Annotated in this window: 16 protein-coding genes; 4 read left to right on the top strand and 12 right to left on the bottom strand. The window is 65.4% G+C overall.

From position 1 onward, the window contains the following. Positions 1-201 precede the first annotated feature (201 nt). Positions 202-1,689: a carbohydrate-binding protein gene (locus DFR29_RS15450; protein ID WP_166654119.1), complete on the top strand. Its 1,488-nt coding sequence runs from the start codon at positions 202-204 to the stop codon at positions 1,687-1,689. 94 nt (positions 1,690-1,783) lie between these two features. Here the strand turns inward: DFR29_RS15450 and DFR29_RS15445 are convergent, their stop codons facing one another. The 3 genes from DFR29_RS15445 to DFR29_RS15435 form a co-directional block, all read right to left on the bottom strand. Continuing rightward, the gene (locus DFR29_RS15445; RefSeq protein WP_133819511.1) at positions 1,784-1,999 is read right to left on the bottom strand and encodes a hypothetical protein; all 216 of its coding nucleotides are present in this window, start codon (positions 1,997-1,999) and stop codon (positions 1,784-1,786) included. A gap of 103 nt (positions 2,000-2,102) precedes the next feature. Beyond that, positions 2,103-3,818, bottom strand: a complete 1,716-nt coding sequence (locus DFR29_RS15440; protein ID WP_133819606.1) for a flavin monoamine oxidase family protein — start codon at positions 3,816-3,818, stop codon at positions 2,103-2,105. Between the two features lie 823 nt (positions 3,819-4,641). Next, a complete protein-coding gene (locus DFR29_RS15435) occupies positions 4,642-6,639 on the bottom strand; it encodes an amidohydrolase family protein (protein WP_208113610.1) in 1,998 nt (665 codons plus the stop codon). Positions 6,640-6,667: 28 nt separating this feature from the next. Between DFR29_RS15435 and DFR29_RS15430 the strand changes: the two genes are divergently transcribed. Both DFR29_RS15430 and DFR29_RS15425 read left to right on the top strand, forming a co-directional pair. Next, positions 6,668-7,180, top strand: coding sequence for a hypothetical protein (locus tag DFR29_RS15430; RefSeq protein ID WP_133819509.1), 513 nt, complete (start codon positions 6,668-6,670; stop codon positions 7,178-7,180). A gap of 24 nt (positions 7,181-7,204) precedes the next feature. Further along, on the top strand, positions 7,205-9,511 hold the full coding sequence (locus DFR29_RS15425; RefSeq protein WP_133819508.1) for a right-handed parallel beta-helix repeat-containing protein: 2,307 nt from the start codon (positions 7,205-7,207) through the stop codon (positions 9,509-9,511). 135 nt (positions 9,512-9,646) lie between these two features. On the opposite strand, the gene DFR29_RS15420 is transcribed toward DFR29_RS15425, so the two are convergent. The 9 genes from DFR29_RS15420 to DFR29_RS15380 all read right to left on the bottom strand — a co-directional run bounded on the left by DFR29_RS15420 (position 9,647) and on the right by DFR29_RS15380 (position 23,172). Next, on the bottom strand, positions 9,647-12,310 hold the full coding sequence (locus DFR29_RS15420; protein WP_166654118.1) for a serine/threonine-protein kinase: 2,664 nt from the start codon (positions 12,308-12,310) through the stop codon (positions 9,647-9,649). 194 nt (positions 12,311-12,504) lie between these two features. Continuing rightward, a complete protein-coding gene (locus DFR29_RS15415; protein WP_166654117.1) occupies positions 12,505-13,101 on the bottom strand; it encodes an ECF-type sigma factor in 597 nt (198 codons plus the stop codon). Positions 13,102-13,855: 754 nt separating this feature from the next. Then, complete coding sequence (locus tag DFR29_RS15410; protein WP_133819505.1) at positions 13,856-16,171, bottom strand: hypothetical protein; 2,316 nt, start codon at positions 16,169-16,171, stop codon at positions 13,856-13,858. Positions 16,172-16,499: 328 nt separating this feature from the next. Further along, complete coding sequence (locus DFR29_RS15405) at positions 16,500-17,507, bottom strand: hypothetical protein (RefSeq protein ID WP_133819504.1); 1,008 nt, start codon at positions 17,505-17,507, stop codon at positions 16,500-16,502. Positions 17,508-17,572: 65 nt separating this feature from the next. Next, positions 17,573-19,309: a tetratricopeptide repeat protein gene (locus DFR29_RS15400; RefSeq protein ID WP_133819503.1), complete on the bottom strand. Its 1,737-nt coding sequence runs from the start codon at positions 19,307-19,309 to the stop codon at positions 17,573-17,575. Positions 19,310-19,658: 349 nt separating this feature from the next. Then, on the bottom strand, positions 19,659-20,183 hold the full coding sequence (locus DFR29_RS15395) for a GrpB family protein (protein WP_166654116.1): 525 nt from the start codon (positions 20,181-20,183) through the stop codon (positions 19,659-19,661). Between the two features lie 25 nt (positions 20,184-20,208). Further along, positions 20,209-20,865 carry a PAQR family membrane homeostasis protein TrhA gene (gene trhA / locus DFR29_RS15390; RefSeq protein ID WP_243746070.1) on the bottom strand — a complete coding sequence of 219 codons (657 nt, stop codon included), beginning with the start codon at positions 20,863-20,865 and terminating at the stop codon, positions 20,209-20,211. A gap of 29 nt (positions 20,866-20,894) precedes the next feature. Then, positions 20,895-22,058 (bottom strand): fatty acid desaturase family protein, encoded by a 1,164-nt coding sequence (locus DFR29_RS15385; RefSeq protein ID WP_133819501.1) that lies wholly within the window; start codon positions 22,056-22,058, stop codon positions 20,895-20,897. 7 nt (positions 22,059-22,065) lie between these two features. Next, on the bottom strand, positions 22,066-23,172 hold the full coding sequence (locus tag DFR29_RS15380; RefSeq protein ID WP_133819500.1) for a ferredoxin reductase: 1,107 nt from the start codon (positions 23,170-23,172) through the stop codon (positions 22,066-22,068). Between the two features lie 100 nt (positions 23,173-23,272). Between DFR29_RS15380 and fabR the strand changes: the two genes are divergently transcribed. Next, positions 23,273-23,947: an HTH-type transcriptional repressor FabR gene (gene fabR / locus DFR29_RS15375; RefSeq protein ID WP_243746069.1), complete on the top strand. Its 675-nt coding sequence runs from the start codon at positions 23,273-23,275 to the stop codon at positions 23,945-23,947. Positions 23,948-24,028: the final 81 nt, after the last annotated feature.

The raw sequence follows: 24,028 nt of genomic DNA, 5'->3' as shown, positions 1-24,028 counted from the left end.
CGAAATGCAAAAAGCGCACTCCTAGCCACGCTACTGACAACGATGTCATTCATGACGTCATGGAAGACAGCCGCATACGGTCGAGGATGTCGCAACAGCGCCGCCGCGGCGATCACGGCCCCCCTGTGCCGCAGTCGCTGCCTCAGCGCCGGATCGAAACGATCCCGGCCGCCCTATCTGCAATTCGGGAGGAGGATCCGCGTGAAAATTCTACGATCGACCGTGTTGCGTTCGACTATCGGCATCGCGCTGCTCGCAAGCGCCGCCTCGGCCGGCGCCACCCAGCTCGCGCCGTATTTCTATACCTGGGGCTACGGCAATACGACGTATGCCGTCAGCAGCCTGATGGATGCACGCAACAAGATGGGACTCAACGGCGCAACGTTGGCCTTCGTTGTCAGCGCCGGCGGCTGCACGGTCGACAATTCCATTTCCAACATGCAGAGCGACATCGTCGCGTTCCAGAATGCCGGCGGCCGCGTGATCATCTCCTTCGGCGGCGCCAACGGCACCTACCTCGAATCGACCTGTACAGCGACGCAGCTGACCAACCTCATCGACGGCATGCTGCAGACCACCGGCGTACGCGCTATCGACTTCGACGTCGAAGGCGGACAGCTCGGCAACAGCGCGCTGAACACCACGCGCAATGCCGCGATCAAGGCGCTGCGGCTCAAATATCCCAACCTATACGTTTCCCTGACGCTGCCGTCGGTGCCGGTACATCCCAGCTGGGGCGGCGGCGGCCTCGACCACTTTGGCGTGGCTGCAGTGCAAAGCGCGGCCACGGCCGGAGCGACGCTCGACATCGTCAACCTCATGACGATGGATTTCGGCGGCTCGTACCACGACGGCTCGACCATGGGACAGCTGACCCAGTCGGCGGCAACGGCAGCCGTCGCACAGCTGGCGCCGATCTATCCGGGCAAGACCAACGCGCAGCTGTGGGCGATGCTCGGCATCACGCCGATGATCGGCAACAACGACGTCGCCGGCGAAACCTTCACCACGGCCGATGCCACGGCAGTCACGCAGTTTGCCCAGCAGAAAGGCGTCGGCCACCTGTCGTACTGGGCCTTGCAGCGCGACCGTCCCGGCAGCGGCCCGCTCGGCGAGTACTCGCAGGTGCCGCAGTCGATCTACCAGTTCTACAACACGTTCAAGCTCGCCACCGGAACGGTCACGCCGCTGCCGGCCAGCATCACGCTCACGGCGGTCTATTCCGGCGACACCAGCAAGATCACGACGCAGCCGAACATCACGGTGCAGGCAAGCTGCAGCACCTCGGGCAGCAAGTCGGCGACGTTCAAGCCGCCGGCCAGCGGATCGATCACGGGCCTGGTCGGTGGAGAATCCTGCACGCTGAACGAAACGGCGCTGGCCGGTGCGGTACTCGCGGCGGGCTATTCCCTGTCGGCACCCAGCGCGGCGACGTTCACGCCGGCCAGCCCGGTATACCTGTTCAACGGAGCCAACGCGATCAATGTCGGCAACAAGGTGCTCGGCGGCAGCACCACTACCTGCCAGCCGGCCTGGAGCGCGACCACCGTCTATACCGGAGGCAACAAGGCCAGCCGCAACAACGTCAACTACACCGCCAACTGGTGGACGCAGGAACAGGATCCGGCCACCCACAACGGCGCCAGCGGATCCGGCCAGCCGTGGACCAGCAACGGGCCGTGCCAGTGAGCCGCGCAGACGGCTGAGCCAGCGTCGCTGCCACGTCGCTGCCCGTTGGAAACAGCCACCCGCCTGCGGGTGGCTGTTTCACCGTTCCACTGTTTCAGTGGCTTTCGAAGCTGTCGGCAAACAGCGATTCCACCACATCGTAGACATAGGTTCCGTCGGGCGAGGCAACGAGCAGAAGGCCGTCCGCCAGCGCCATGGGGTCGCCGTGCCCGATCAGCACAGCAGGCTGTATGCCGGCGAGGTCCAGAATCGCCGTGCGTATCCTGCCTGCCGTCGCGGCGATGACGTGGGCCTGAGGCCAAACTGCCACATGTTGCAATAAAATACTTATCCACTCTTTTCCCGGTCGCACGATTGCGGCCGGGTGCGGTGCAACCGCCGCAACCCGGCACGCCCGGCATGCGCCGCGATGCTCAGCCCGCGCCGGAAACCTTGGCCGAATCCGGAGCCTCGAGGCCGTCCAGCCCTTCCAGCAGACGCGGCTTGGCGCGGCCCATGACCTGCTCGACCACGTGATAAGCGGACAGCACAGCCCCTTCCATCCAGCCAGGCAGATACGACACCTGGTCACCGGCGACGATGAAGCGCTGTTCCGGCAGCAGCAGGCGCCGATAGGCTTCGGCGTGCTTGGGATTGGCGCGGTCCCATTCGGCCCAGCCGCCACCGATGAACGGCACTTCCTGCCAGGCAATCGACAGCCCCTTGCCCGCCGGCACGAACTGGCGGAACTCCGCATGCAGGCGCTCGCCGCCTTTCAGGCCCAGTTCGAGACGCTCGGCCAGGCCGAGCTTGCCGAAATCGGTCGCCACCGGCTTGCCCGGCGAATCGTAGTTGTAGGCACCGGTCAGCACCGCCGGACCCGGCGCAAAATAATCGGCCGACGGATACCACATCTGCGTGATCGGATGATCGATCCAGCTGATGCCGCCGAAGATCTGCGGGCCGTTCGTCGCATTCGGGCCGCGCAGTTTTTCCCAGAAGCGCTGCGTCGCCTGCCAGCCGATCTTGCAGGTCTTGGCGAATTCGACCAGACCGACGGCCTCGCGGTACGGCGCGCTGAAGGTTGCGCTGTCGAGCAGGTTCTTCAGCACCGGCAAGGGCACGGTCGATATGCAGTAGTCGGCCGTCACGCGCGTGCCATCCTGGAACAGCACGGCGACCGAGTCCTTGCCATTGACGATCTTGAGCGCCGGCGTGCTGGTCTTCACGCTGCCGCCGATGCCCGCCTGCAGCGCATCGACGATCTTCCGCATGCCGCCGACCGGATGGAACAGCGTGGTCTGCCAGAGATAGTCCTCGGCCTGGTAAAAGCGATGCTTCCAGAATTCCGATTTCAGCAGCTCGGCCAGGGCCAGCGGCGCCACCGGCTTGCCAGGACTGACCACGCCCGGGTCTTCCGCATAGCCGCTGCGCGTGGAACCTTTGTAGGTGTAAGGCGGCGAGCTTTTCTCGCTGACTTCGCCGAAGGTAGAGAGCAGGCTGAGCATCGCCTTGCGGTCGGCTTCGCTCAGCGCGTCGTCCAGGCACTGCTTGTTGATCGCCTTGGCCAGCAGTTCGGCGATATAGCCGCGCGTATCGTTGGCGAGCTGGCGATTGACGACAGGCTGGCGGCCGAAGGCCGCATCGGTCTGGAAGCGATTCGCGCGCGTTTCCATGATGTAGGGCTGCAGCGCGACCTTGAGTTCCTGGCACAGCTCCAGCAGCGCCACATGGTGATACGGAATGCGGCCGCAGCCGGCCTCGAAATACTGCGATGCCGCGCTGCCCTCGAAGGCGCAGGTCTGGTCTGCCTTGCCGTGCTGACGGATCACGTCGCGGTGGTCGGTCTTGGCGGTGCTGACGGTGAAATTGCGTCCGCCGATGCGGTCGCTGGCCTCGTACACAGCGACCTGGTAGCCCGCCTGCTTCAACCGCAACGCAGCGGTGAGGCCGGCGACACCGGCACCGAGCACGATGACCGTGCGTCCCTTGCCCGGGCTGCCCGAGGTGTCGGGCGGCCCTGCATACACCGCAGGCACGGCCAGCATGCCCAGCACGACCATCGTCTCATAGACCGCCGCGGCACCGCCCGCGGCCCCAACCATCTGCAGAAACTGCCGGCGCGTCACCGGCTTGCCGTCGTCGCTCATGACTGTCCTCTCCCGATGGGCGTGGCGAATTTGCAGCAGAAAACGCGTGAGCCTGTGGCAAAGCGCAATAGCCGGTGCGCGGCTGTCCGCCACGCCAGAAACCCGGTCTTGCACAGAGCCGCCCCGCCGCGACAGTACGACCGGCCGGCGCTGCAACACAAGTGAAAAGTCACTCTTTTGGTAAAAACAGAAAATGCAATCCCGCCCGGCCGTATCGCGCTGGCGGCAGCCCGTGGCAGCCTGCCGGCCTGTAACGGATAAACCGGCAGAGAGGGATCGCGAAGTGATCGTGCGGGACTCCGCGCACTGCGAGGCCACTGCGTCATGCCATGGGCAAATCGTGCGTCGCCGGCCAGGCAGGAAAAAGCCGCCCAGACCCTGGGCGGCCGATTTCCACTGCTTGAAAAGACAGGCTGCTGGCACACACCGCCAGCCAGACTGCAGTACCGATCAAGCCTGGCCTTGTTCGCTGTCGATGGCCAAGGTACAGCGCCAATGGAAAGTCAGCGCCTTGACGTTGTCCGTCGATGCACTGCCCTGCAAGGCCTCGCCCGACAGACCCTTCCCGCCAGGCAGCCAGGTTGCTGCAACGCCTGTACGCAGGCTGGCCAGACTGCCCGCCGAAGCGGCTGGCCGTCGCCGCCGGGTCGAATCATTGCGCACTGAGCGCAGCTGCAGCATCGCCGCTGCCGCCGGCCAGCAGCAGCGAACCGTTGGGCAGCAGCAAGGCCGAATGGCCGGCGCGCGGGACGGCCAGGTTGCCCAGGCACCGCTGCAGCGGCGTTGCCCACGGCTTGCACCGAGGAACAACGCCGCGCCGGTATCAGTGCGTATGCGCCGCCGGTGCTGCCTCGGCAGTCGCGGCCGGCTTGACGGCCTCGGTCACCTTGGGCGGATCGACGAACGGCGTGATGCCGAACTTCGGATAGACCTCGCTGGGGTAATAGAACACGCCGTCCTTGACCACCATGGCGATGCGCTTGAGGGCCTTCAGATCCTGCGTCGGGTCGCCGGGCACCAGGAAGAAGCTGGCCAGCTTGCCTTTGGCGATGGAACCCAGGCGCTGGTCTTCGCCCAGGTAGCGCGCGCTGTCCAGCGTCGCGCGCTTGAGGATTTCCGGCGCCGTCATGCCCGCCTTCTGGTACAGCTCCAGCTCGCGGTGATAGGTGAACGAGCCGCCAGTGTCGGTGCCGAAGACGATGAATACGCCGCGCTCGTGCAGCATCCTGACCACGCCGATCAGCTTGTCGAATGCGGCGCGATAGGCCTGGTCGTCGCCCTTGCCGGAGGTGTCGACCCAGGCCTTCATCGCATCGCGGCGCGTGCCGACCGGCAGGTGGTCGATATAGTCCACGGCTCCCGGCGGTATCTGCCCGTCGCGATTGTGCGTCAGCGCTTCGTGGATGCCCAGGGTGGGATCGATGGCCTTGCCGCCCTTGGCCATCAGGTCGATCGTGTGCTGTACCTTCGCGCTGTTCAGATCCAGCGCCGGCAGCCGCTTCAGTGCGGTCAGGCGGAACAGCGTGCGCGTGTCTTCTTCCGGCTTGATCACCCAGCCCAGCACGAACTGGTTGATGTGGGTCAGCTCGTCGTAGCCGGCCTCGATCATCTGGTCGGCCGTGGCGAATGCAGGCACGTGGCCGGCAACGCGCAGGCCCAGGCGATGCGCTTCAGCGACGACCGCCGGCACCCAGGCGGGATTCATGCTGTTGTAGACCTTGACCTGCCAGAAGCCGCGCGCGGCATACCAGCGCACCGCGTCGACGGCCTTTTCCTCGCTGTCAACGACGAAGCCGTTGTTCGCGCTGAACGGGCTGCGACCCTCGATGAAACCCGAACGCACCACATGCGGCCCGGCGATCTCGCCCGCGTCGATGCGCCGCACCAGCGCATCCAGCACGGCGTTGTCGTTGCCCATGTCGCGCATGGTGGTGACACCGGCGAGCAGGTTCAGCAAGGCGCCTTCCTGGCCGACGTGCGCGTGCATTTCATACATGCCGGCGACCAGCGTGCCGCCGCCGCCGTCGATGCTGGTTTCGCCCGGTGTCGCCGGGCTGTCGGCAGGTTCGATGGCGGCAATCTCGCGGCCGTTCACCAGTACCGCAACCGGCCCGGTCAAGGCACTGGTGGCCGGATCGAATACACGCACATTGCGGATGCGCACCGGGCCGCCGTACTGATGTGCCACTTCGCGCTGGATGCCGACGTAGCGCTCGGTCACCCAGTCGGCAGCGAGCTTGCGCAGGCGCACTTCCTCGCCTTCGTAGCCTTTGCGCACGACGATGGCATTCGGCGACACGGTGGCGAACAGCGTGCCGTCCGCATCCAGCAGCATCGTATCGGGCGTGGTGTCGATGCCGGACAGTTCGTAGCGCGTCACCTCGCGCGGACCGCCCTCGCCCTGCACCGTCAACGTCGCGCCTTTCTCCAGGCGCAGCACGCCGCCGGGCAGCGCCGGCATGCTCAGCCCGGGGCGCTTGAGCAGTGCGCGTGCATAGATCTGGCTCGACCACGGGCTGCCGCTCTGTGCCACATACACGGCGGGTTGCTGCGGCGTGGCCTTGCCCGGTCCGGTCGAGTCTGTCCAGCTGGCGCGCGATCCGCTTTGCGCAAAGCGTTCGTCGACCTTGCTGCCGAACGTGGTCGTACCGGAGATCTTCCAGTCGACCGGCAGGCCGTCGGCATCGAAGGTGATGGTCTCGACCATGGTCGGGCCACGGCCGTTGTTCTTGACGTCGTAATCGACCTTGGCCTTGCGGCCGTCGATATCGACGTTGACGTGGCCGACGTTGCGGCCGCCGAAAATGGCGGTGTACTGCACGCGGTCGGCGCCAAACGCGGACAGCGGAATGCAAACGGAAACAGCAAGCGCAAGCGCGGTCAACCGGATCATCGGAACTCCTGGGAGGGAAGCGAAGGGAATACCGGCGAAGACTGGCCTGCACGGCGACAACCCGCAAGCCGCACTGCAGCGTAATCACCGTGCCGCGTTCCTGATCGAGCGACTGCGTGCGCCGCGGCCTGCGCAGCTCTGCATGCAGCAGGCAAAAGGCGGCGGCGTGCGGACCGCCGCTTGCCATCCGTGGTGCCGGCACGGCGCACGCACGCCGCTTCGCGTCGAAAAAATTTTCCGCGGCATGTCCCACATCCGCGCAAGACGACGTCCTCGGATCCAACGCAACTCACCGATGGCGATTCGCATGCTGCGCAACGCAGTCTTTTTCCGATTTTGTCCGCTGACGCGGATTCGCGGCCCGCCCGGCGCTGCGCATTTTCGCACCATAGGCACCGCGCCAACCGCCGCGCACAGCCGACCGGCCTCACCGCGGCGAAAGCGATTTTGCGATTCATTTTCTCTTTAGCGACTAGTTACAAAAGGAACTTGCATGTACCCGAAAACCATAGCTGGGCGAGGACAGCGTCCTGCCGTTCGCACCGCACGATGGGCCCTCGTCTGCGCACTGTTTGCCGCGCTGCCCCATCCGGCCAGCGCGATCGACCCGGACCCGACACCGGAACCCAACGACTGTATCGACGACGTGACGGCCACGCTGACCGCGACGCCGGCAGAAGTGCAGCTGGGCAATTCGTCCACGGTTTCCTGGCAGGTGAACTACCCTTCCTACTGCCCGGTTACCGTACGCTTCGGCACCAGCCTGATCGACGAACACATCGTGCCCACCGTCGGCTCGCGCGTCGTCACGCCGACGCATATTCCGGGCAAGAGCTGGTATCTGCGCGCATCGCGCAGCGGCGCCGAAAGAACGCTGGGCTGGATCACGGTGCGCGCCACCGGACTGCCGCTGCCGAACGGTCCGCTGGTGCGCATCGAGGGCAGTTCGGCGCTTTGGCGCGACCTGCTCAAGCGTGCCCTCGAAGCCGGAGGCAAGAATGTCGTCCTCGCGCCCCAGGTGGACATGGATATGACCGGCGTCACGGTGAATATCGCGCCGAACACCACGCTCACCAGTAATCCCGACCCGGACCAGCCAAACAGCGTGCGCAATGCCGGCAACCTCGGCCCACGGCTGCGCACCAGCGATCGACCGCGACCGCTGCTGCTGGTGCGCTGCTACGAAGGCCAGAGCGCCGAAGCCAACGTGCGCCTTGAGGGCTTCCGCCTGCAAGGCCCGCACTGGAATTCGGAATCGGGCGACGACAATCTCGAGCGCGGCATCGTGGTCGAATCGTGCCGCAATGTGGAAATACACAATATGGAAATTTCCGGCTGGAGCGGGCAAGGCGTCTATGTTGCCGACGGCCTGGACAACATCACCAGTCCCGACCAGGTCAAGGTGCACGACAACTTCTTCCACCATAACCAGCACGTCGGCGGCAACGGCTACGGCGTGGAGTCGACTGGCGGTGCGCAGGTGCTGATCGAGCGCAACCTGTTCGACTACAACCGCCACGCCATCGCCGCCGGCGGTGGCTACGAACCCGGAAGCTGGTATACCGCGCGGCATAACCTGGTGCTCAAGGGCGGCGGCTTTCACGATTCCTATCCGGTCTACGGCACCTGGTGGACGCACCAGTTCGACGTGCACGGCACGACTTCCTGCGGCCCGCTGTTTTTCGATGCGCCGAAAAGCTGCGGCGAAGCGGGCATCTACTACGAGTACAGCGACAACGCCTTCCAGTACACCCGCGGCAATGCGATCAAGATCCGCGGCAACCCGCTGGTCAGTCCACGCGCCATAGGCAACGTATTCGCCCATGACGACGAGGACGATGCCATTGCACAGAACGGCTGGAACTACCAGAGCGCCGTCACCACGCCGCTGATCCGGCAGGACAACCGCTTCGGCGTGGATACCTTCGCCCGCTACGGCGTCTGCGATTTCGACGGCGACGGGGCCGATGATCTGTTTCTGGCCACGGGTGCGAACTGGTGGTGGTCCAGCGGCGGGAAAATGCAGTGGACCTATCTGAAAGCGGCGCGCGAACGCCTCGACCAGGTCGGCCTGGGCGACTTCGACGGCGACGGCAAATGCGACGTTGTGAAGGGAAGTCCGCTGCAGATCGCCCGCGGCGGTCGTGGCGAATGGGAAGTCATTGCAGAAGCCGCCGGTGCCGATTTCGCCAGCCTGCGCTTCGGCGATTTCAACGGTGACGGTCGTACCGATTTCTTCCGCCGCGACAGCGCGGGCAGCTGGTTCATCCTGTCTCCCGGCGTGTTTCCGTGGACCGAGATCAACAACTCCGTCGTTCCGCTCAGCGGCCTGCGCTTCGGCCATTTCAACCAGGACCGCATTACCGACGTAATTGCTGTCAGCGGCGGCAAATGGTCGGTCTCCTACGGCGGCCGCACGGGCTGGCAGCCACTTAACCGGATTCGCGGCGAAGCGTTCGACGGGATACTGATCGGCGATATCAACGGCAACGGTCGGGACGACATGGTTCGCTATCGCTGGCTGCGCAATCAGTCGCCGATTCCGGGCGGCGTGCCGGGCGGCGACATGGGCATCTGGGAAGTGACCTACGACGGCATTGGCACCAACTGGATCCGGCTGAATACCTATACCGCCCCTACCAATGCCTTCGCACCGACCAGCGTGCCCGCTTTCCTCGGCCGTTTCGGCGGGATGCAGCAGCCGGCCAAGCTGCTGACGATTGCGGACCCGGATCGTTTCGGGCGAGTGTTCGATCCGTTCAGCGGCCAGTTCCAGCTGCATAGTCTGTATGCCTACTAGCGCCCGTTGTTGTTGAAGCAAAAACGACTGGCGCAAAGATGCGCCAGTCGTTTTTGCGAGCCGCTGCAGAACAACGGCACGCACGTGCTGCCGTCTGGTGCGGCGGCAAGACCCGTAGCAGCCCTGGCACTGCATTCATCGGCAGCGCTGCATTACCGCAGTGGCCAGCGCGGATTCCTCGCTGCGCAGATAGGCGTAGACGAAGGGCTTTCGCGTCAATGCCTGGCGCCCGGCGGCAAGACGGTCGCCCGCGCTGTCGCAGTGTTTTTCTTCCAGCGCCAGCAGACCGAGGACGAAGTGCGCTTCCGCCTGGCTGTGGTCGTCCTTGCCGATTTCGCCGAGACGTCGCAGTGCCGGCTCAAGCGCTTGCCTGGCCTGCACGGGACGCGCAAGCCGGGCCAAGGCGACGCCACGCGTGATATGCGCATGCAAACGCGTCGATTCGCGCGTATCTCTCACCAAGTTCTCGAACATCGCAATCGCCTCGTCGACCCTGGACAGCGCCCTGCCCGCGTCGCCGTCCAGCAGGAAAATCCGCGCACTATGCAGCAACGCTTCCGCGAGCCGGCGTTCCGAGCCCTCGCCTTGCGCACGCAGATCGTCCACTGCCTGCTGCACCATAGTGACGGCAGTCGTGGCATCGCCGCCGTCCGCCATGATGCCGGCGAGATTCGCGCGCAGGTGCGCCACGTCCCTGTGGTGCTCGCCGCTGGATGCCACGTGGCGTGCCAATGCATCGCTCAGGTGCCGGATCGAATCCTCGAATTTGCCGAGCCGGTAATAGACGATGCCGATGTTGCGTATGTCGATGGCCAGCGACTGGTCGTCTTCGCTGCTGACCTGCCGCGAGATGGCGATGCCCTGCTCGAAGGCCTGCAGCGCCGCGTCGTATTCGCCCAGCGCGTAGAGCGCGGTGCCGAGGCGGTTCAGATGCAAGGCTCGCTGCCAGTGCACAGCCGGCACCCCGATGCGGTCGTCGATCGCCAGCACTTGCTGGGCGATGCGCCGCGCATCGTCGGCCCGGCCGACCCGGTTGTACGCACCCGCCAGGCCATCCAGTGCCGACGCCATCCTGGCGTGGACCGGCCCATACAAGGTCGTGGCGAGAGCAGCAGCCTGCTCGAACGACTCCGCCGCCACGACGTTGCGGTCGAACATGCCGTAGACATCGCCCTTGGCGTTGAGCAACTGGAAGCGCACCGCATCGCTGCAGGCCGTGCCGCAATGCTCCGCAGCCTCGGTGATTCGCTGCATCGCGTCGGCGGCGTTGCCGCGGCGGCCCGCGACAGTGGCATCGAGCACCAGATACTTCACCTGACGGTCGCTTTCCTGTCGCAGCGCGTCGCCACGCATAGCCTGGGTGAGCGCGGCTGCTGCCGCGTAATCGCCGGCAGTCAGCAGCGCTTCGCCAAGTTCCAGGCGCGCTTCCACCACCATGGGGTCGGCGGAGCCGAACACCTGGGTGCCTTCCGCCGCGGCGGCGCGCAGCACATCCTGGCTGCGCGACAGCCTGCTCTGGCCACGCAGCACGGCGCCCAGTTGCGTCTTGAGATCCAGGCGCACACGCGCATCCATCTGTGCTGCATTGTCCAGCCGGGATAGCGCAGCCTCCGCGACCTCGATCACGGTGACTGGCGCGGCGCGCGCGCCGGCCGGCTCGGCCAGCCGAAACAGCTCGACCATGAAATCGCGCGTCGCGCGCGCCAATGCCGCTTCCGTCTGCGCCCGCGCCGCGTGCGCGGTAGCGGCGCGCGCCTGCCATAGCGCGATGCCGGCAGCCGTGATCATAAGACCGCCAAGCATCGCGACGACGCTCAGGCCGACGCGGTTGCGCGCACAAAACCGGGCCAGGCGATACGTCCGCGACGGCGGATGCGCACGCACCGGGCGTGAGGCCAGCAAGCATTCGAGATCGTCGGCCAGGACGCCGGCCGATGCATAGCGTCGCTGCGGATCGGCTGCGGTCGCCATCAGAAATATGCTGCCGATGTCGCCGCTCAGCTGCTGCAGCAACGCCGCTGCGGCGGTGTCGCCGGAATTGTCGCGCGGCGCATCGCGGTATTCGCTGGCCAGACGCATTCCGGTCAGCAGTTCGCCCAGCAGGACGCCCAGCGCGTACACGTCAGTGGCGGTGGTGACGGGCTCGCCGCGGAACTGTTCCGGTGCGGCGTACGCCGGCGTCAGCGCACGGTCGGCGGCCTCGGTGGCATCGTCGTCGTCGAGAAATTTGGCGATACCGAAATCCAGCAGCTTGACGTGACCATCCCGGGTCATCAGCACATTCGACGGTTTGAGATCGCGATGCACGATCAGGGCACGGTGTGCGGCATCGACGGTACGACAAACCTCGACCAGGAGGCGCAGGCGCTGGCGTTGGTCCAGATGCCTGTTGTCGGCGTAGTCCGTGATGCGCGAGCCATCGACGAATTCCAGCACGATGTAAGCCATGCCCGTTTCGGTGCAGCCGCCGTCGATCAGGCGCGCGATGTTCGGATGGCTCAACTGTGCCATCGCCATGCGCTCGCGCCGGAACTGGCGCAGATCGAAGTCGGTCAGCAGGAGCTTGCGGAACAGTTTGACCGCGACGATCTGGCAGACATCCTGCTGTTTCTTCTCGCCGCGGAACACCACCGCCGAACCGCCCTGTCCGAGCACATCCAGCAGGCGTACGCCGCCAACGCTGCGTCCTATCCATGCCTGCGCCTGCAAGCTGCGCAGCGGGTCGGCCAGCGTTTCCGCAATCGCCACCAGCGGCAGGTCGAGAACACCGCCGCTGCCGCCATCGTGCGCGGCCAGCATGCGCGTAACGCGCTGCCGGAGGTCGGTTTCGCCGCAGTGTTTGAGCAGAAACGCAGCGCGCGAGACCGCGGGGAGTTCGAGCGCAGCTTCGAAACAGGCGCGAGCGGAAGAATAGGTGCTGGGCATCGATACCGGCCAGGCGTGTGGGATGGCGCGACACTGCAGGCAAGACGCGCCGAATGCGCGGCGCTGGATCAGGCTTTTTCGAGTTCGGTATGCAGGAACGCGCGCGCAAAATTCCAGTCACGTGTGACGGTGCGCCGGTTCACGCCCATCGTTTGCGCAATCTGTTCCATAGACAGCCCGGCGAAAAAACGCAGTTCCACGACCGTGGCAGCGCGCTCGTCCTCGCCGCTGAGCCGGCCGATCGCGTCGTTCAGCGCGATGACATCAAGCGCCAGTTCGCACGCCGCCGATTCGTTCCGCTCCGACACCGTCACGCGTAGCCAGTCGCCACCCGTCTTCAGCGCGAGCCGGTGGCGCGCACGGTCCGTCAGGATATTGCGCATCGCACCGGCGGCATACGCAAAAAAATTGCGCGGCCCGCCAATGCCCTGCAGCTCCTGCCGGGTCATGCGCTCGTACAGTTCGTGAACCAGCTCGGTCGTGTTCAGCGTCACGCCGCGATCGCGGGAAATCTGCCGGCTGGCCATCGCCTTGAGCCGGCCGTAGACCTGATCGAACAGGCCAGCGACGTTCAAGTCCTCGGCATTGACGCCGGCAGCAGCGGACGGAAGAGGGAGGGAGCTCGACATGCGCCTAGCGTCACACGTGCCCGGCAGGCGGCGCAATTGCCTACGCATGCGGATTACGCGTTACTCGCACAAACCCGCACTTTTTGCACTATTTCGCCGATTGGGCGAGGCCTGACGTTTCCCCGGCTTTTTTCATGTTTACAGCCGTAAAAACCACACCATCCCCACCCAATCCTCCGGCCCGTTGGGCTGGGGGTGGATGGTGCTTGCCGTTGAGCTAAGCCGATGTCCGACTTGATCACTGACGGCGATTGTCTACCGCAGTGCTCTGCATCTGCCTAACGCACGTACAAAATCATCAAGAAAAGCCGGGGAAACATCAGGGGCGAGGCCGGACTTTAGAGGAATGGTCTGATCGGTGCTTGCCGCGGAAACGACAGGGACAGGGACAGCTTGTCTTCAAGGCCAAGCCAACGCGCCGGAGCCTGCGTGAGGTCAGCCGGCCGAACGCAGCTCGCCTGTTCGCTGCGACAGGTACGTGCCCTGTTCCGACAACACCGCGGGTAAGTTTTTTACTTTTCTACAAAATTCCATCGATCGTTCAGGCGCGGGCGTCTCCCGTTCGTGGCGAGATCGGGAAACCGCGCCTGCCGAGCACGCTTCGATTGCTGCAGAACATGAAGTGGGCGGCCGCCGGATACAGCAGCGGACCGAGCGAAGGCTCGCTTGCGCGGCGGCCGCACGCGAGCGGCGGTGCAGCGGCATATGCCAGTCCGCTTCCACTCGCGAAACACGAGCGGTGCCGATGCGCATGTTCCGCATCGGCACCGTTGTTGCCCGCGTCAGTTGCTCACTCGCCGTGCGTGCTTTGCACGGGCGGACTCGCAACAGTCATGCCGGTCGGCGCGGTGTCGCCGCCAGTTCCACCGCCGGTACCGCCAGGCGGGAAGTAGCCGCGCGCCACATCGCGATCGCCCATCACGGTGACATCGAACACACAATGCGCCAGCTTCGCTTCGTTCTGTATGCCGCGACAGGCTTCCTGGGCCAGCTCGGGCCACATCGTCGTCAGCGGAGGCCGGCTCGGCAGCAGCGACGTGCGGCAGGGGACGCCGCTCGGCGTCGGCCAGTTACGATCGGTGAAGTTCGCCGTCGAGGTACCGGTCGCGTAGTCGAACAGGCTGCTGGTGGCGCTGACACGCCAGGCGTCGGCGAAGATCTGGTTCAGCACGATATGCCGGTTGGCCAGCGGTACCGGGCGCGGACCGAACGACGAACCGTCTGGCGCACGCGGCAGCCAGTCGCCGGCAAGTATGTGTCCGGCTATGCCTTCGCGGGCTGGCGTGTTGCGTACGTCGATATCCAGATACCAATAGCCCTCCGAGGTCCAGAAGCGCGGCGTGACCGTGAGATCGGTGCCGTCGGAGAAATGGATTTCCAGTCCGTCGCCGGCCGCCGCCTTGACCACCACATTGCCGCCGCCGAGGTTGATCGGCGTTGGCGTCAGCTGCACGGGCACGCCGTCGATGCGCACCTGCATCTGCTCCTTGTTGGCCGAACCGCGCACCGGCTGGTAGCTGACGCGGTGCGTGCCGACGCGCGCGGCGACTGCCGTGTTCAGGCTGACGCAGCTGGCAAGGCCGGTATACGGATTGGCCGGCGGAATGAAGCTGGTCTGTACCGGCGACTGGCGGCTCTGTACCTCGAATCCGCTGTCGGAGTTCTTCAGCACCACGAATTCGCCGGCCGCCTGGAAATCGTAGTGGATGCCATTGGTGGTGGTGATATGCGGATCGCCCGCATCGCCGGATGCGGCATTGGGCGGCGCGAAACAGTAGGCATTCTTGAACGCCGTGGCGACGACCGACGCGCTGCCGGGAGAGAACGGCGGCATGGTCGTGGCAATGGCCTGCGGCAGGATGACGCTGCAATAGTCCGGCAGCTGGTTGGACAGGTGCGGGAATCGCCCCGCGCTGAACTTGACGTGGCAGCCGGCGCATACGCCGGGAACAGTCGGTCCGGCCTGCGACAGCTGGTTCTGCGGCCAGCTCGCCGGCACTAGCGGGTCGTAGCGGTTGGGCGCGAACGTCGGCAGGTTCTGCGGCGGCTGGGAAAGGGTTTCCCACAGATACGCACCCAGGTTGGCCTTGGGGTGCGTGATGTAGGGATTCTCGCCCGCGTGGCAATCGGTACAGACGCCGCCGCTGCCGCCGAGCAGTTCGTTGCCGCCGGCCTGATAACGCCCCGCCGGATCGACCATCAGGTTGGGCACCCCAATCGGTATCGTTGCTCCGGCCAGGAACGAGAAGGTGGAACCCATCATCTGGTTGTCCCAGATACAGACCTTGGAGGTGACCTGGCTCAGGCAGATGACGCCGTCCAGCGCGACCGTCGTCATGAAGGCGTTGCTGTAGCGCGGCAAGGCGTAGCACATGCCCAGCGGCGACGTGCTCTGGTAAGTGCGCACTTCGGCCGGCGTGCCGACGATGAATTGCAGCCCCGTCGGGATGAAGCCCTGCACTTTCCAGCCGGTCAGTCCGGCCGGATCCATCACGCCGATGGACGGTGGAATCGGCACGCCCGCAGCGATGCACTCGTTGATATAGGCAAGGCCCGAGTTCGTCGTCGCAGTCTTGAGGGCCGCGGCTTGCATGGACCTGACGGCTTGCAGTTTCCTGGCCAGGGCGGGGTCGAGATCGAATACCGTGCCCTGTCCGGCGAACTTCGCCTCCGCGCGCTCAGGCAGCGTGAAACCCAGCGCAAAATCCAGCGCGCGCAGCTTGCCCAGCGTTCGTTGATCTTCCTGCTGCAGCGTCGAGTTGACGTACAGCCACTCCAGCGCGCGCTGCTGGAAAATCAGCCGCGCCTGGCCTTTTTCCGGCACGCCGGCATACAGGTCGTTCTCGAACTGGGCGAGTTCGGCCTGCTTGCGTTCGTCCAGGCCGGACAACAGGTCGGCGCGGTACCAGGACTGTATCTGCGCAACGGACGCCTGGGTCAGCGTGATCTGCCTGCCAGCGCTATCGAAAAACGCGCCGTGGCCAATGGTGGCGATGGGCTGCTCGTCCTGGGAAAGTGCCTGGCCTGACCACAGGCTGCCCGAGACGCCGAGAAAAACAGCAACAACCGACGCAAACAAACGCTGCGCCTGCGATCTGACCTGCATGGAGACTCTCCCGTGGGTGATCGTGCCGGAGCACGGTACGCCCTATCGGGAAAATTTTAAATATATTCCTAAAATATTTTTTTAATTGGATTCAATAGATAAATTTGATACTCCATTCCATGATTGCGCAATATGCATCAATACTTAAGGAGACTTGTTCGCACCCTGCCGCTAAGCCACGACAGGCCTCGCAAAAACACAGGGAACGGCAACGCCATCGCCGCTGCCGGCGCAAGCACCTGCAGCGGCAGTGCGACGAAATGCCAGGCGCAGGGCGAAGCGACGCAGTGGCGGCCCGCGCCCGGAGCGGCAGATGGGCAGCCGCCCTTTAGCGCAAGCGGTAGACCAGCCGCCCCAGATCGAGCAGCGGCTGCACCGCTTGCGTATCGACCTGCGAAAACAGCGCGAGCGAAAACGCCCACTCGCCCGCGGTCTCCGGCGGCTGCGCCGCATCCTTCCAGCTGGCGAGCAGGCCGGCGAGCAGCGTTGCCGTCGCTGGCTCCAGCGGCAGTTTCGGATGCAGGCCGACCGGCAGATACAGCATCGGCGCGGTATCGGGCTCGGCGCCGGGCAGCGGCGAATAGCCGTAGGACAGCCCCAGCGTCACCGGCTGGCCGACCCAGCGCTCACCGAACAATGTGGCAAATGCTGCATTCAGCGCCGTCTCCACGCTATCGGCGAGGGTGCCGATGTCGATGGCGTGCGGCCACCGGTTGTGCGGCGCTACCGCGACGGTGGCCGCGACACTCGGCGTGCGGTAGACCGATTCCACTGTGGCAGCCTCGTCGACCAGGCCACGATTGCGCACCACGGCCAGCGCGGCACGGGCATTCTGTGCGCCGGCCACATTCAGTCCGTCCCAGCTCAGGCCGATGGCCGGCCAGCCTTCGTACGGCAGCGCCGGCTCGAAGACATAGCAGCGCACCCCACCTTCGCCGGCACCGTTGCCGAGATCGACCAGCAGCCCATCGGACGACGCATAGTCGGCATACGGCCAACAGCCCGCCGGCCCCGGCTCGCCCTGCTCGCAGCTCAGCCGCAGTGCGACGATGTTCTCTCCATCCTCGCTGAAGTCGAGCCGTGCGCTGAGCCGGTAATCGGCACGGGACGGCGCATCGCCCGGCGCAGTCGCCACCGCGTCTTCCGATGGCGGAACGTTGAACGAGGCCATGACGATCACCTCGTCCTGGGCCCGGTGTTCGTGCAGATAGCGCAAGCGATAGCGCCACTGCGCGGTTTCGGCCAGATCAGCCGCGCCTTGCGCGCGGGCTTCCTGGCTCAACAGCAACGGCGGCGGCGGTTCGGCGAGCAGTGGCACTGGCGAATGAGTCGGCATGAAAGTCCGTGATGGTCTGCGTGTCGTGGGTCGGATGCAGTGGACGCCGGTTCAGGCGCTGCGGCTCAACTGTCGCGTGTGGCTGCATCGCGATCGACAGCCAGCTCCTGCAGCTTTTGCCGGACCTTGCCGGCGTAGCGCTCGAAGTTTGCGCCCAGCAGGCCACGCAGTTCGCTGTCCGTGACATAGCCGACCGAGCGCCGGTAGGCGTGTTTGATGGCTTGTCCGCGACGCCAGTTGGCGTCGATGGTGGCGAGATCCGTGGCCTTCAGCGCACGCGCCTGTAGATGCTCTTGCTGGTAGGCGGCGACACGCTCGATATGTCGGCCCAGCAGCGATGCCACGCTGGTGCCGCGCGGAAGCCGCTCGACAGCGATCCTGCCGCCATAGACGAAGGGCGAGGAGTTCTCGTACTGCGTAATCAGGTAACCGTCGTCGTCGAAGCAGGTGATGCACTCGGTCATGCGCTGGGTCTTCCACTTGCCGGTAACGAGCAGCCACAGGAATGCCAGCAGGCCGGGCCATTTCGGCTGCATCGCGTAGGTGTCGACGGCAATCCCGCCGCTGTCGTCGACATAAAGCCCCAGCAGTACGCGCTGCCCCAGGGTCCGTGTCATGCCCGATGCCTCGGCATAGGCGACAGGGCGGACCCCGGCGGCTACCAGCGCTTGGTGCTGCTGCGCGGCGTATTTGCGCTGATAGGCTGGAAAGTCGGCACTGTCGGCGTGGATCAGCTGCGGAGGGTCTTCGTAGGCGACATTGAGGATTTGCTCGGCGATATTCGCGGCAATCAGATCGTCCGGCGATTCGGCAAAACGCGCCTCCATCGCGGCGGCGACGCTTCTGCCACGGCGCACGGCCCGCGCCGCCCCCAGCAAGCCGGTGGCCACGCTGTCGTCATCCTGATTGCGATCGCCCCGTGCGATCATGCTTTCCATCAGCGCGGCCACTTCCTCGCGCTCGCCCGCGCCGTTGTTTTCCGAGCGCCGGCGCTGTCCCAGAATGAGTTCGCGCTGTGGCGAATCCGCCGGCAGCAGCTGCAAGGCGCGGTCGTACTGCGCCACGGCTTCGTCGAAGCGCTGCAGCTCGTGCAGCATCATTCCCATGCGCACGAGGTAGCGGCTACCGCCGTCCAGCTGGGCGCAGTACTCGAATTCGCCCAGAGCGGCTTCGAGATCGCTGCGCCGATACGGCACGCCATGGACGCCGACGACGCAGTCGGCCTCGGGAGTCGCGTCGGAAACCTGCATCGCGCACAGACGCAGCCGCTCTGCCCGGGCAAGGCGGAACTCGATACGATCGGGCGCCAGCGCAATAGCGCGATCGAGCAGCGCGTCGGCCTCGCCACCCGGTGGCGCCAGTTCGCTGCCGCCGCTGCGCATCAGCGCATCCTGCGAGAGCACCTGGAACAGGACGAAATAGGCATCGGCCAGGGTCGGGTCCAGCACGATCGCGCGCCGCAGCTGCGCAATATGCCGTTGCAGGCGCGCGACAGCGTTGCGTTCCAGCACCGCCATTTTGGCCCGTGTCGGCTCTTCGTCATGCTCGTCGCCCGCCCCGTCCAGCTGCACCTGCATGACCAGGGCTGGCGCGTGGTCGGGCTGCAGCAAAAGCACCTGGGTGCAGGCGGCCAGCGCCTGCACATAGCGTTCGAGCTTGAGCAGGCAACTGGCGCGATACCAGTGCAGCGCCGCAACGCGCGGATGATCGGCGATCACGGCCTCGATATGGCCCAGAGCCTGCGCATAGTCCGCCGCCTGCCAGGCAGCTTTGAACGGTTCAAAACGGGGATGCTGCGCCATTTTCGACTATCCCTGTACAGGCCTCGGCCTACTCTAGCCGCGCTGTGCTGCCGGCGAAAGCCACACGGATACTTTGCACGGGGGCCGTTCCGCGATGCGGTAGTGGGCAGAGGCGGCGCCCTCGCGCGACCGGTATGCGCTGCGGGTGTCGGCGTCGTTTCCAGCGAAGGCAGTCGATTTATCTTTGTATATTTTTCTGGAAGACGCGGGCTTCAGGCCAAGGCGCACGGTCCAGCCAGCAGGAAGACCTGCCGGATGGCTCAGGCAAATACGCCAGCCTCGCAGCAATCCGTGCCGCCAACCGCGCTTGCCGCGATGCGCCCCCCTTGCACCCGGCGAGGACGCAGCGTCAGCCGGCATGCACATTCCCGAGGATGGCGGCAAGGGCAGCCACGATGAACGGACTCTTGGCCGACGTGTAGGCCGACTTGTCAGCAGCGAACGCTTCGGCGAGGCGAAGCTTCAGCGACTGGTACTGCGCGCGCAGGGCCGCATCCGCGCGCAGCGCATCGCGGAAAGCCAGGTGTTCCTGCCAAAGACGCGAACCCTGCTCGACCGCATGCAGGTGGATGCGGAACGGGGTTGCGGCAGACTTGACGAAATAGCGCCGCAGCGGCAGTTCGCGCTCGTATTTCGCCACATAGGAATAGCCGCGTTCGCCCAGCGCCGGAATTTTCGATTCGATGCTACGCAGCGAGTCTGCGCCCAGCAGTACGTCGATGACCGGTTTCGCCGCCAGCCCTGCAACGGCGGTGCTGCCGATATGCTCGACGGCGACTGGCAACGGTGCGAACACGCGGTGCAGTTCGGCGCGTACGCCGGCAAAGCAGCGCGGCCACTCAGGGTTGTACGCAGTGACAACTACCGCGGACATGGCGGCCAGTTCGAATCGGGCAGGCCTAAGTCTGCGGCACCGCCGACGGCGAAAGCACCTGCAGCGACACCGCGACGAAATGACAGACGCTGCCGGCGATGACGAAACCATGCCAGATCGCATGCGAATAGCGGATGCGCTGGTTGAGGTAGAACAAGGTGCCGGCGGTATAGGCCAGGCCACCAGCCAGCAACCAGCCCAGGGTCCAGGCATCGAGCTGCTTGAGCATGGGGCCGACCGCCAGCGCGGCCATCCAGCCCATCGCGATGTACATCAGCGTGGAGACCAGCTTGAAGCGGCCAGTGAAGAACAATTTGAACACGATGCCGGCAAAGGCCAGCGTCCATATCATGGCGAACAGGGCCCAGCCCGTGCTGCCGCGCAGGCTGATCAGGGTGAATGGCGTATAGGTGCCGGCAATCAGCAGGTAGATGGCGCAGTGGTCGAACACCTTCAGGTGAGCCTTGGCACCGGCATGGGGAATAGCGTGGTACAGCGTCGAGGCGACGTACAGCAGCAGCAAGGCGACGCAGAACACGATAGCGCCGGCCAGTTGCCAGCCGTCGCCCCACAGCGCCGTCAGCGTCACCAGCACAGCGCCGGCACCGAGCGCGACCACCGCACCCAGGCCATGCGTCAGCGCGTTGGCGATTTCCTCGCGCAGCGTATGGGTGTTGCTCATTGCTACCTCATCGACAGTTGCCGGCATCGTCATGCGGAGCTGGACTGGGCGCCCGTCAGCGGCGATGCAACAGATGCCGCCGCCGACAGCGGTTCGGCAGGACGGCTCGGAAAAGCATGCCGCAGGATACGCCAGATCACCTGCCCGAACTGTCTCGGCAGGGAACCCGTGTTGTAGTGCTGGCCGTAGCGGCTGCAGATCTCGCGCACCTCTACTGCCATTGCCGCATAGCGGTTGGCCGGGAGGTCGGGATAAAAGTGATGCTCGATCTGGTGGCTGAGATTGCCCGAGAGCAGGTTCAGCAGCCTGCCGCCGGCCAGGTTGGACGAACCGCGCAGCTGGCGCAGGTACCACTGCCCGCGCGACTCGCCCGCGACCGAGGCCTTGGCAAAGGTTTCCGCATCTGCGGTGAAATGGCCGCAGAAGATAATGGTATACGTCCACAGGTTGCGCAGTACGTTGGCGACGATATTGCCCAGCAGCACGGGCAGGAAGAACGGACCGGCCAGCAGCGGGAACAACACGTAATCCTTCACCACCTGGTGCGCCATCTTGCGGCCGACCGGACGGAACTGTTCGCGCATCGTTGCATTGTTGACCTTGCCGGCAAACCAGCGGCCCAGGCGCAGATCCTGGATCGCCACGCCCCATTCGAACAGGATGGCGAAGATCACGGCGATCGCGGGCTGCAGCAGATAGAACGGCTTCCAGCGCTGTTCCGGAAACAGCCGCAGCAGGCCGTAGCCGACGTCGTCGTCCATGCCGCGCACATTGGTCCAGGTGTGGTGCTGGTAGTTATGTGTCTTGCGCCAGTTGTCGCCGGTGCCGGCGATATCCCACTCGTAGGTCTTGCCGTCCAGATGCGGGTCGCGCATCCAGTCGTACTGGCCGTGCATCACATTGTGGCCAAGTTCCATATTTTCCAGAATCTTGGACAAGGCCAGCAGCAAGGTGCCGGCGATGCAGGCAGGCCAGAGCAGCAGCGGCAGGAAGGCACCGCCGATGGCACCGACGAACAGCAGGGTGCGCCCGGCCAGGCCGGTATAGCGCACGGCGGCGACGATGGCGCGGATATAGTCCGCATCGCGCTGGCCCAGCGTTGCCGCGGTGCGTGCACGCAGCGCGTCGAGTTCGGCAGCGAAGTGGCCGAGCTGTTCGGGACTCAGCGGGCGGTTGGCAGGTTTGGCAGTCATGCGGAGGTCACAGGTCGAGGACGAGGTCGCTGGCGGCGCTGCTGACGCAAAGCCGCAGCGCGGACACTGGTTCGTGTTGAACCACATCGGTATGAAGATTTCGCGTCGTGCCCGAGCGCTTGCCGCAGGCACAGGTGTTGCAAATGCCCATGCGGCAGCCCGAGGCCGGCTGCAGGCCGGCCGCTTCCAGCGCCGTCAGCAGCGACTGGCCGCGGGGCACGCTGAGGGTCTGGCCGCTGGCGGCGAGTGTCACCTGCACGGTGCCGCTTTCCTCGATCAGGCGAGGTGGCGGCGTGAAGGCTTCGGCCTGGAACTGCGGCACCTGTGCCGCCAGCAGGGTGCGGACCGTGTCGACGAAGCCGCCGGGCCCACAGGCATAGACCTGGCGCTGCACCGCATCGGGGACCAGTGCCGACAATTGCTCCGCGCCGATGCGGCCCTGGCATTCGTCGTCCGCTACTGCGTTGGCGCGCGTCAGCACGAAGCGGACCTGAAAACCCCTGTGCTGCGCGGCAAGGCGGCGCAATTCGTCGGCAAAACACACTTCTTCGCGGCTACGCGCCCAATACAACAGGGTCAGCGATACCGGCATGCCCTGCCCGGCCAGGTTGCGGATGAGTGCCATCAGCGGCGTGATGCCGCTGCCGGCGGCGAGGAACAGCAAGCTGCCGCCGGGCGTTGCGGGAAGGGCCATCTCGCCGAAGGCCGGCCCCAGATCGAGTACGTCGCCGACGCGGGCGGTTGTGCAGAGATAACGGCTGAGCTTGCCGCCCTCTATCGCCTTCACCGTGATGGCGATACGCCCGTCCGGGCGGGGCGTGTCGCTGAGGCTGTAGCTGCGGGTGACGCGGATCCCGTCGATTTCCGCGCTGATATTCAGATGCTGGCCGGCGCGGAAGCCCTGCCAGTGGCGATTGGGCTGCAGCAGCAGGGTAACGCTGTCGCGGGACTCGCTGTGCCGGGCCACGATCTTCGCGAGCGGCCGCGACCAGGACCAGGCCGGATGCAGCTTGGATGCCCAGAAATCGAAAGCGGCCGGCCCGACCAGGGTCTGAACCAGTCGCTGCAGAGGGCGGCGGGCGCGGGAAGCTTTCAGGCGGGCTGGGGCTGTCATGCACTGCAGTATACAGACGAGCGCACGGCTGTCTATACACGCGTATATTAAATACGCGGCTATGATGCACGCCAATCCACCCTGCCCGTGCCCAACCGCCGTGACCGAACACCTCGCTTCCGCTGACGACGGCGCCGACCCCGCATCGCCGGGCCGTCGTGCCAGCATTTCCCGCGACGACCTGCTGGCCGCGGCGCTGCGCCTGATCGGGCCGCATCGCAGTGTGTCCAGCCTGAGCCTGCGCGAAGTCACGCGCGAAGCCGGCATCGCGCCAAACAGTTTCTATCGCCAGTTCCGCGACATGGACGAACTGGCAGTTGCACTGATCGACCTGGCCGGACGCTCGCTGCGCAAGATCGTCGGCGCCGCACGCCACCGCGCAGCGACCGACCGCAGCATCGTGCGCGGCTCGGTCGCCGCGTTCATGCAGCAGCTGCGCGACGACGACAAGCTGCTGCACGTGCTGCTGCGCGAGGGCACGGTGGGCTCGGACGCGTTCAAACAGGCGGTAGACCGCGAGCTGACCTTTTTCGAGGAAGAACTGAAGATCGACCTGGTGCGCCTCGCCGCCCTGGACAAGGCCGTGCTGCACGAACCGGCCCTGGTGGCGCGGGCCATCACGCGGCTGGTGTTCGCCATCGGTGCCACGGCGATGGACCTGCCGCCGGAACGCGACGCGGAACTGATCCGCCAGCTCACGGAAATGGTGCGCATGATCATCGCCGGCTCACGCGCGGTGGCGAAGGAATCGCGCGCCAGGACGCCGGGCAAATAATCCGGGCAACCCCAGTCGTGTCGTACAACGGCTCCGATTTTCCGAGACCGGGAATCGGCTGGCACTCCAGCGGGCAGGATC

The organism is Tahibacter aquaticus (assembly GCF_004363655.1).
GTDB classification, from domain to species: domain Bacteria; phylum Pseudomonadota; class Gammaproteobacteria; order Xanthomonadales; family Rhodanobacteraceae; genus Tahibacter; species Tahibacter aquaticus.
The sequence above is the reverse complement of the archived record's forward strand: the minus strand, read 5'-3'. Positions and strand labels throughout refer to the sequence as shown.